Annotated in this window: 8 protein-coding genes; 4 read left to right on the top strand and 4 right to left on the bottom strand. The window is 37.9% G+C overall.

What is annotated here, in order from left to right:
- Positions 1-2,459, top strand: a 2,459-nt coding sequence (locus F6K13_RS07360) for a CHAT domain-containing protein (protein WP_287287117.1), incomplete at its 5' end; no start/stop codon positions are given.
- Positions 2,460-2,868: 409 nt separating this feature from the next.
- Positions 2,869-3,498: a type I restriction endonuclease gene (locus tag F6K13_RS07355; RefSeq protein ID WP_124147863.1), complete on the top strand. Its 630-nt coding sequence runs from the start codon at positions 2,869-2,871 to the stop codon at positions 3,496-3,498.
- 282 nt (positions 3,499-3,780) lie between these two features.
- Here the strand turns inward: F6K13_RS07355 and F6K13_RS07350 are convergent, their stop codons facing one another.
- Positions 3,781-3,903, bottom strand: a complete 123-nt coding sequence (locus tag F6K13_RS07350; protein WP_275670478.1) for a hypothetical protein — start codon at positions 3,901-3,903, stop codon at positions 3,781-3,783.
- 18 nt (positions 3,904-3,921) lie between these two features.
- On the opposite strand from F6K13_RS07350, the gene F6K13_RS07345 reads away from it, so the two are divergent.
- Both F6K13_RS07345 and F6K13_RS07340 read left to right on the top strand, forming a co-directional pair.
- Positions 3,922-5,091, top strand: a complete 1,170-nt coding sequence (locus F6K13_RS07345; protein WP_287287115.1) for an IscS subfamily cysteine desulfurase — start codon at positions 3,922-3,924, stop codon at positions 5,089-5,091.
- A gap of 496 nt (positions 5,092-5,587) precedes the next feature.
- The gene (locus F6K13_RS07340; protein WP_287287114.1) at positions 5,588-5,827 is read left to right on the top strand and encodes a hypothetical protein; all 240 of its coding nucleotides are present in this window, start codon (positions 5,588-5,590) and stop codon (positions 5,825-5,827) included.
- Between the two features lie 466 nt (positions 5,828-6,293).
- Here the strand turns inward: F6K13_RS07340 and F6K13_RS07335 are convergent, their stop codons facing one another.
- The 3 genes from F6K13_RS07335 to F6K13_RS07325 all read right to left on the bottom strand — a co-directional run.
- A complete protein-coding gene (locus F6K13_RS07335; protein ID WP_124147861.1) occupies positions 6,294-7,481 on the bottom strand; it encodes a glycosyltransferase family 4 protein in 1,188 nt (395 codons plus the stop codon).
- An 861-nt stretch (positions 7,482-8,342) separates the two neighbouring features.
- Positions 8,343-8,489 carry a hypothetical protein gene (locus F6K13_RS07330; protein ID WP_161564767.1) on the bottom strand — a complete coding sequence of 49 codons (147 nt, stop codon included), beginning with the start codon at positions 8,487-8,489 and terminating at the stop codon, positions 8,343-8,345.
- 186 nt (positions 8,490-8,675) lie between these two features.
- On the bottom strand, positions 8,676-8,915 hold a 240-nt coding region (locus tag F6K13_RS07325), incomplete at its 5' end, for a hypothetical protein (RefSeq protein ID WP_287287112.1).

Below are 8,915 nucleotides of genomic sequence, written 5' to 3'. Positions count from 1 at the left end.
CTGCTTTGAGAGTATATACCCTCTCTGACTACCCCCAAGATTGGGCAGAGACTCTAAACTGTCTAGGATCGGCCTGCAAAAACAGAATCAAAGGTAACAAAGCCGAAAACATAGAATCTGCCATTGTCTGCTACCAAGCTGCTTTGAGAGTATTCACTGAATCTGCCCATCCCCGAGATTGGGCAGAGACTCAAAAAAACTTAGGAGCAGCCTACAGTGACAGAATCAAAGGTAACATAGCCGAAAACATAGAATCTGCGATTAAATACTACCAAACTGCTTTGAGAGTATATACCCTCTCTGACTACCCCCGAGATTGGGCAGAGACTCAACACAACCTAGGAGCAGCCTACGTTTACAGAATCAAAGGTAACATAGCTGACGACATAGAATCTGCTATTGCCTGCTATCAAGCTGCTTTGAGAGTTAGGAAACCAGAAACTTTACCGGCAGACTGTTTAAAAACCGCCCGTCAATTAGCCAACTTAGCCTCAACACAAAAAAACTATCAACTCGCCATAGATAACTATGAAATAGCTATTGTCGCCATTGAGCAAAGTCGAAATTGGATACCCAATGAAATTGCTAGGCAAGAAATCTTGCGTGACAATATAAATGTCTATGAAAATATGATTCAAGCTTCAGTTAATGCTGAACAATATGACAAAGCTTTAGAAACTATAGAAAGATTTCGCTGTCGTCGCTTGCTTGACTTAATTCTTACCAAAGATTTATACAAAAATGGTGAGGTACCAGAAGCTATCCGCGACTTGGAAAAACAAATGGAAGCAAAACAGTGCGAAATCGACAGTTTACGTCGGCAGTTAGAAACTCCAGAAGAAAAGCAATTAGTAGGTGCTAGTCGTAACCTTACCCGCGACGAGTGGGATGATATTACGGAGGATATCGGAAAGTTAATAGCTGAAAAACGGCAAATTTGGCAACAGATGCGTCAACTAGACCCGGTTTTAGCTGAAGGTCAACAAGCACCGGGAGTTAGTGTGGAGAAAATGAAGGAGTTGTTGGAATTTAGGAATGATCCCCCCCAACCCTCCTTGGAAAGGGGGGAGGTGTTGAATCCCCCCCAACCCCCCTTAGAAAGGGGGGAGATGGAGAGAGACGATGTTGCTCTGCTGAGTTTCTACACCACCAGAAATGACACTTATATTTTTATCCTCACTCAAGCAGGGGTAAAATTGCACCGTTGTCAAGAGCAAGGTTACAAAAATCTCCAACTGTGGTTACAGGATAATTGGTTAGAACCCTACGCCGAAATAAATGATTTAGCAGTACGTCAAGCAGCAGCAATTTTAGCCAAGTGCGATATTGATGCCATTGAGTCTATTAACCCCAAACCATCCAATGTTATAGTTAAACTCAAAGATGGCACCACAACAGAAATTAGTTTTTCCGACTTTAACGCATCCCGCAAACAACAGAAACACGACTTATACAAACAATGGCAAGACAAAATGGAGGGAATGTTAAAAGAATTAGCAGACAGACTGCAAATTAACCAACTGATAGAAAAACTCACGGACATCAAAGAAATTATTCTGGTGCACTTTATGTATCTGCATCAAATTCCGTTACCAGCATTACCCCTAGACAACGGCAAATATTTAGGCGATAAATTCCTGGTGAGAATAGCACCCAGCACCCAGGTATTAACATTTTGTCGGCAACAAGCACCATATTCGGAGTCAGACCTACCACGTTACGGTATCGTCGAAAATACCAGAGACGACTTACCATACACTCCCAAAGAATGCGAGTTAGTAGCACAAATTTATGGAGTCGCCCCCGAACACCATCTCAAAGGCAGCAAACAGGCAACCAAAGCTAAGTATAAACAGTTGTTGACGAGAGAGAAAGTATTAGGTTTACTCTCCAGTCACCACGCAAAATCTAATTTAACCGAACCTTTGGAGTCAAAGTTATTGCTAGGAGACACGGACTTAACATTAGGGGAGTTGCTGAATGCGAGCATCCGTTTCCCCCAGTTAGGAGACTTATTTCTCTCCTGTTGTGAAACGGCGTTAGGAAATTCAGAATTAACGGACGATATTTTTACCCTCAGTGCTGCCTTTTTATCAGCAGGAGCGTCGAATGTTATTAGTAGTTTGTGGGCAGTCAATGATTTAGCAACGACAATTTTATCATATTTTTACCACCGCAACCGCGCCGCAGGTATTTCTAGTGCGAATGCGTTATGGCAAGCACAGATGGAGTTGAAGGAGTTAACTTTGGCAAAAGCGGAGGAAAGTTTGGAGAATGCAGAGGAAGTATTAGAAGAGTTTGAAGAAGGGAGCAGAGAGTATGAGGAACAGGAGAAAATAGCTGATAACTGTCAGGAAGTTTTGGATTTAGTCAGCGAAGCTAAAAAATCAATAGGGGGCGAAAAACCCTTTAATCATCCTTATTATTGGGCAGGTTTTGTTTGTCAAGGAGAAGGGTGAATTCAGTTATCAGTTGTCAGGAGTCAGAATTCAGAATTCAGGAGGAAACAAGAGTTATGCTCAAGGAAAGAAGATAAGATGGTACGCTAAAAAGTAGCGATCGTGCTATTATGGGGAGTGTAGGGAGATCGAGAAAGATTTGGCTAAGTATTTAACCGAACATGATATAATATGAACAGGATTTACCGAGTGACACATATAAGACTTAAGCAGTACAACGTATTTTCGTCATTGCGACCTACAGGTTTTACGGAGCATTCCGTCCCGGAAAACAATCTCAAATCCTAATTTTTCGTACCTTATGCGTAAGTCCTGATATAGATATAGGGTTCTGGTGCGTTACGCTACCGCTAACGCACCCTACTGGACTACTGTTTTTTTCAATGGTATAATACAACAGACGAAAAACATGACAGCAATTATTCAAGCAAATAAACTAAATATGATTGATGTTGAGCATAAATTTAGTCTCAACCAAACAGATGATATTCAATTCTTTAGAGAATGGTTTGATAATTTACCCGAAATAACCGATATCGAAAAACAAGTATTAGACCGAGCAAAAGCAAATTATTTGAATGCTATTAAACATCGGGAAATTTCAGAAAATTTGGTAAAAATGACAGTAATTGCTCCCCTACTTGCTTGGGCAGATTTTTATCAGCTTCCTTTTGATATTGTAGATGAAAATTCTATTGATGTTTCTGTGGAAACACAGGATGAAATAATCAAAGGTCGGATTGATATAATAGTTTTTAAACATCATCTATGGTTATTAGTAATTGAGTCAAAAAATGCTGGATTATCTATAATTAATGGTATCCCTCAAGCCCTCACTTATATGATGACTAATCCTCATCCAGAACAACCAATTTTTGGATTAGTAACCAACGGAGATGATTTTCAATTTATCAAATTAGTTAAACAAAATCTACCTGAATATGCTTTATCTAAAAAATTCACAATTTCTAATCCCCAAACTAATGAACTTTATCATGTACTCAGTATCTTAAAAAAATTAGGTCAAGTTATCAATTAAACATTTACAATAATAAAAAATCAAATCAATAATTACCGAATAATTAATTATTAATAATTAAATAATTCGCGCCTTGAAGCCTCCCCTTTTAAGGAAAAAAAAAAGAAAATATTCGTTATATTCAATCAAGAACGGTTTTAACCAGAGGTAATTATCAATTATCCATTAATGAAAGCATATTTTGGGCAAATGAGATACAGGGTAAATGATGAAAATATTGTAGTGAGGCAATCTAGCCATCTTCGGGGTGTACCTCGCGGGCAACGGGAAGCGCTGTATAAATTATTTCCCCCTACACAGAACAATCTTGGGACAATTCTTACTCCTATCTCCTCGCTCATTCCCATTTCTCCTGTCTCCTGTCTCCTGTCTCCTGTCTCCTACCCCTACTAAAAGACTTTCCATACACAAACCCTAATTATTATGTTAAAACGTCCTATATATCTCGACTGCAACGCGACTACTCCTCTTGATGAACGAGTATTAAAAACAATGTTGCCCTATTTCACCGAATATTTTGGCAACCCTGCCAGTATCACTCATCAATATGGTTGGGAAGCAGAGGCAGCAGTTAAAAAAGCTAGAGAAATTTTAGCTTCAGCTATTAACGCCACCCCCGAAGAAATTGTGTTTACCAGTGGAGCGACAGAGGCAAATAATTTAGCAATAAAAGGAGTCGCCGAAGCTTACTTCAATAAAGGTAAACATATTATTACTATTGCCACGGAACATAATGCCGTTCTCGACCCCTGTGTATATTTACAAAACTTGGGATTTGAAGTTACTTATTTATCTGTAAATACAGATGGAATTATTGATTTAACTTCCCTAATAACTGCCATACGTCCCGATACAATTTTAGTTTCTGTCATGGCAGCAAATAATGAAATTGGTGTCTTACAACCCTTGGCAAAAATAGGAGAAATATGTAAAGAAAATTCAGTAATTTTCCATACTGACGCTGCACAGGCTATTGGGAAAATTCCTCTAGATGTGCAGACAATGAATATTGATTTACTATCATTAACTGCCCACAAAATTTACGGTCCAAAAGGTGTTGGCGCTCTCTATGTGCGTCGTCGTCATCCCAGGGTAAAATTAGCACCTCAAATACATGGGGGCGGTCACGAAAGAGGAATGCGCTCTGGCACTTTGTATACTCCCCAAATAGTCGGTTTTGGTAAAGCTGTAGAAGTGGCAGTAACAGAAATGGAGTCAGAGGCAAAACGGTTAACTACTTTGCGACAACAGTTGTGGGAAAAGCTGCAAACAGTGGAAAATATTTTTCTCAACGGACATCCGACTCAGCGTTTGCCAGGAAATTTGAATATTAGTGTTGAGGGTGTAGATGGGCAAGCATTGTTATTGGGGTTACAACCTGTGGTGGCGGTCTCTTCCGGTTCCGCTTGTACTTCTGCAAAAATAGCACCTTCCCATGTTTTGGCCGCTTTGGGACGCTCAGAAAAATTAGCTTATGCTTCCGTGCGTTTTGGTATCGGGCGGTTTAATACTGCTGAAGAAATAGACTTGGTGGCCGAACACGCGATCGCCACTATTACATCTTTGGCGTTGATTAAATGTAATGATAATTAGACATCTACTCCACCCATAGGGAGTAGGCAGCTTTGCTGTAGGCAGTAGGGAACCCACCCGCGGGCCCCGACCATGGAGGGGAAAGAATTGATAATTTCTTTGGGATATAGATATTGATTTTTTATTCTTGGAGATGTCTATTAGCTGAAGGTATAGCGCTGCGCGCAGGGAACAGGGAACAGGCAACAGGCAATAGGGGGAATAAATTGCCGATAATATAAGACTTTTAGCTATTGGACACCTCCTGCAATTTGTAAATATGCCAGCGCGCAGCGCTATAAAATTGAAAAACTGATGTTTTGTGCCCAAAGTTAATCTCAAAATCATTACCACTCAGCAACGCCACATTTTTACGTCAAGCAACCGCAAACATATAGAACCCCCGATCGTATCTTCATAAATATGCGCGTTTTTTTAGCCTTGAGTCAGGAGACAGCTATACTGGAGACAGGAGACAACCCACCCCTAATATCAAATCCGGTTAAACAGCCATAGAATGGTTAAGTTAGGAGGAGTCAACCCACCCCTAACCCCTCCCAGGAGGGGAGGGGAAGTCAGGAGGACCTCCTCAGGAGGAGAAAGAATTACAAAGATAAACGTAGTTATGGCGATTGAAGATTTTTTTTATGTCCAATTAAACGGATTTGATATAACCCCTCCCAGGAGGGGAAGGGAAGAGGGAAGAGGGAAGATGTGGGGAGAAATAATACAAAAAATTCAACACTCCTTCAGATGATTTTTCCTCAAAATTGATGGGCGAAAAGACTTGACTACCATAATTATATAGAACTCAAATGGGTTCTATATAACCCATTTTATATCATCTCCGGTAGCATCGGTATTGTAAGCGCGAAGGTAAGGAAGAAGGAAGAAGGAAGAGGAAAGAAGGTTATTGAGCAAGAAAAAAACCTAAATTTCCTGTAGATATTCACCCTTGGGTTTACACAAACGATACCAAAAGTACATACCGCGTCCAAAGATATAGCAATGTGCGCTGGCATATTTACAAATTACAAGAAGTGTCCAATAGCTAAAAGTCTTATATTATAGGTTTTTTATTCCCCCTTCCGGAGCTGTTGCCTGTTGCCTGCGCACAGCGCTATATAGCACTACGCAAATAGGATGTGAACATTTATAAATGCTCAAAGTTAGTTAGGAATTACTTCTGACTTGCGCGTAGCGCTATACTCCCGTTGTTTGAATTACCAAACTACCTGTAACCTTTCTGCTGCCACTCTCTGATAAACCATATCTGTTTGTTTCGCTATCCTACCCCAACAGAATTTATATTCTAATTCCTGATAAGCATTACTAACCAATTTTTGCATATAATCAGAGTCTCTCAACACCTCTACAATGCCTTGTGCTAAAGAAATAGAATTACCAACTTTCGTGACAATACCTGTTCTACCATGTTCCACCACTTCTGGTAAACCACCCGTATCCGAAACTACCACAGGCACTCGCGCGGCAAAACTTTCTAGGGCAACAATACCAAAAGGTTCGTACAGACTGGGAAATACTGCACAGTCAGCGATCGCTTGAAACTTATCTAAATTTTCTTCAGACATAAACCCGGTAAAATTAAATCTTTCAGAAACTCCCAAATGCCATATTTCTTTTTTCCAAAGGTCTGTTTTTCCGCCACCGATCATAATAAATTTTACCCGGTCTCCCATTTCTGCAATTACTCTCGGTGCTGCATGAATTAACACAGAAATACCTTTTTCTGGGGTCATTCTACCTAAATAGTAGACAATTTTTTCTCGATCTTCTGCAAAATGCCTGCGGAAATTTACTGCATCAAACTCATCTCTACTTGGTTTTTTTTCAGCACAAATACCATTATAAATTATATCTATTTTATCACAAGGACTGTCTAAAGTTCTTGCTACTTCTAGCTTCATATATTTAGAACAAACAATGACTCGCCAAGCATTATAAACTAGCTCTTTTTCCTTCTCATTTATGTACTGTTGGCTATGATTATGAATACCATTGTGACGACCATTTTCTGTGGCATGAATTGTAGCTATTAATGGTAGTTTAAAGATATGTTTAAGAGCGATCGCTGCATCGGTGACTAACCAATCATGGGCATGAATTATATCAAAATTTTTCTCTTCTTTTATTAGTTTCCCTCCATGACGACCCATAGCTTCATTCATATTTGCTATCCAATGAAAGAAGTTTTGACTTGGTCCGACTGGCACTCTATGTACTTCTATCCCTTCTACAATTTCATACATTGGCGCTTCGCCAGACTTGACTGTGATTAAATGCACTTCATGTCCTAATTTCACCATTTCTGGGTATAATTCTGCAACATGACGTGCTATGCCTCCAATAATTCTTGGTGGAAACTCCCAGCTTAATACAAGAATTTTCATTACTGCATAACTCCCATTTTTTACAATTCTTAATTTTTAGTAATTTTACTTCAAAGATGATTTTTAATATTTAACATTTTCTCAATAAATTACACGGATGCTTTAATTCAACTATTCTTGGCGATGTGAGTTAATTCTGGTTAATTACTATACCAAAAAATATACTTAATATAATAATGATGTTTATGCAAGTGAGATTTTTATCCCTGGACTATTTTATAAATTTTGTCAAGGCTATTAAATGACTGAAAGACGAACTTGATACTGGGATAGAATTAATATATACACGATCATTTCACTTAATACTAATAACTATTATTCCATTATCTTTTTAAGATATCATTAATTTCCCCTAACTCAAAATCTCAAGCAATCAATAAAAATAAGTATGATTATACAAGCATGAGGAATTATTAAAAAATATTAAGTAACTGCGATCGCTCTATTTAGCCTGTAAGTAATTCTCTGCATTTATCCCCTGAACTCTCAAAATATCAAAATCATAGAAGCCAGAGTTAAATTATAAATTATTGCCATTGCTGCGATGAATAGATCGAAATTTGATATTGTTCTTCCTTTTCGTCTCAAGTCTATATTAATTTCTGATGTTTTTTCGATAATTGATAAATTGTTTAACAATAAAATTGTAATTTCTTAACAAAACTCATTAAACACGGAAGCTTGAATCATCATCTCCTCCTATAATTTTTTAATTCTGGTTTACAACTGCTGAAACCATACTAATATTTAGTATATCACTTACCTTAATATCTCCCTTCTACTGCAGCATTAAAAATTTCTTTTTCTTCTGAGGTAAAATCATCAAGTATTGTCGATAATAACTCTGTTGACATAACTCTCTCAACCCTTTTTTTTTAGTTGTTCATCATTGAGAAATAGGAAAATTTGAGGTGACACTCTATCTAATAATTTCGAGAAAGTCTGAATAAGTTCATCTCGATCTAATTCCTGATCAAGACTATCATTTTCCATTGTTTGGTCAATCATTTATGATATTCTTTTAAGAACTGTATTATTTTCCACGGAAGCTTGAGTTATCATCTCCTACTATAACTTTTTAATTCTGGTTTACAACTGCTGAAACTATATCACTCTGCATCATCTAAATGATGCCAATAAAAAACAATTGTTCCACAATTTATATCGGTGGTTAAAGTCTGATGGGTTATTCTCTTATTTCTCTTTTACACATTGAGAAAAATGTGGTTTTACAGTATCTTTAATTTCCCTATAGACGCTCTCTAGTAGATCATTCCATAAAACAACAATTATTAAAGCATTGTTTTTAATTTCAGATTTTATTTCTTTTAATTTATGCAGCAATGAGCTTCCTGACCGCTCTTTTTTTTCAGTAGAATAAGACCTTTGCAAGACAATGGAACAATCTAATTCTGTTTGTTGTTTAATTTCCTT

The sequence above is a fragment of the Okeania sp. SIO2B9 genome, from assembly GCF_010672505.1.
Classification (GTDB): domain Bacteria; phylum Cyanobacteriota; class Cyanobacteriia; order Cyanobacteriales; family Microcoleaceae; genus Okeania; species Okeania hirsuta.
This window is presented reverse-complemented; position numbering and strand designations above follow the sequence as displayed.